Origin of the sequence: Massilia frigida, from assembly GCF_011682175.1 — a bacterium.
Taxonomy (GTDB): domain Bacteria; phylum Pseudomonadota; class Gammaproteobacteria; order Burkholderiales; family Burkholderiaceae_D; genus Telluria_A; species Telluria_A frigida.
Genome location: NZ_WHJG01000169.1, coordinates 1 through 549 on the forward strand (window position 1 = coordinate 1; position 549 = coordinate 549).

Below are 549 nucleotides of genomic sequence, written 5' to 3' on the forward strand. Positions count from 1 at the left end.
GTGCTATGGAGCGCCCCGACCTGGAGGTCGCGGACATCTTCCGCGCCCACGGCCCGGCTTGGCGACACGCACAGCGCGGTCACCTGAGCCTGGGCCAACTGAAGGTCATGTCGGCCATCGAGCAGTGCCGCAGCGCGGCGCTGGGAGGGCACGCGCTGCGCTGCGATGCCTGCGAACACGTCGACATTGCCTACAACTCCTGCCGCAACCGGCACTGCCCAAAGTGCCAGGCCAATGCCGCGCGCCGCTGGCTCGAAGCGCGCCAGAACGAGTTGCTGCCGGTCGAGTACTACCATGTCGTCTTCACCCTGCCGGCACCGGTCGCCGCGCTCGCCTGGTACAACAAGGCATTGATGTACCGCCTGCTGTTCGAGACGGCGGCGCAGACGCTGTGCACCATTGCTGCCGATCCCAAGCACCTCGGTGCCCGCATCGGTGCCACGCTGGTGCTGCACACATGGGGCTCGGCACTGACCCACCATCCGCATGTGCACGGAATCGTCCCCGGCGGCGGCCTGGCGCCGGACGGCACACGCTGGATCGCCTGCA

The 549-nt window shown here is 68.3% G+C and carries 1 protein-coding gene; it reads left to right on the forward strand.

The window, feature by feature from the left end:
• Window positions 1-5: 5 nt before the first annotated feature.
• A partial coding sequence (locus F2P44_RS36885) for an IS91 family transposase (RefSeq protein WP_167094613.1) occupies window positions 6-549 on the forward strand: 544 nt, incomplete at its 3' end.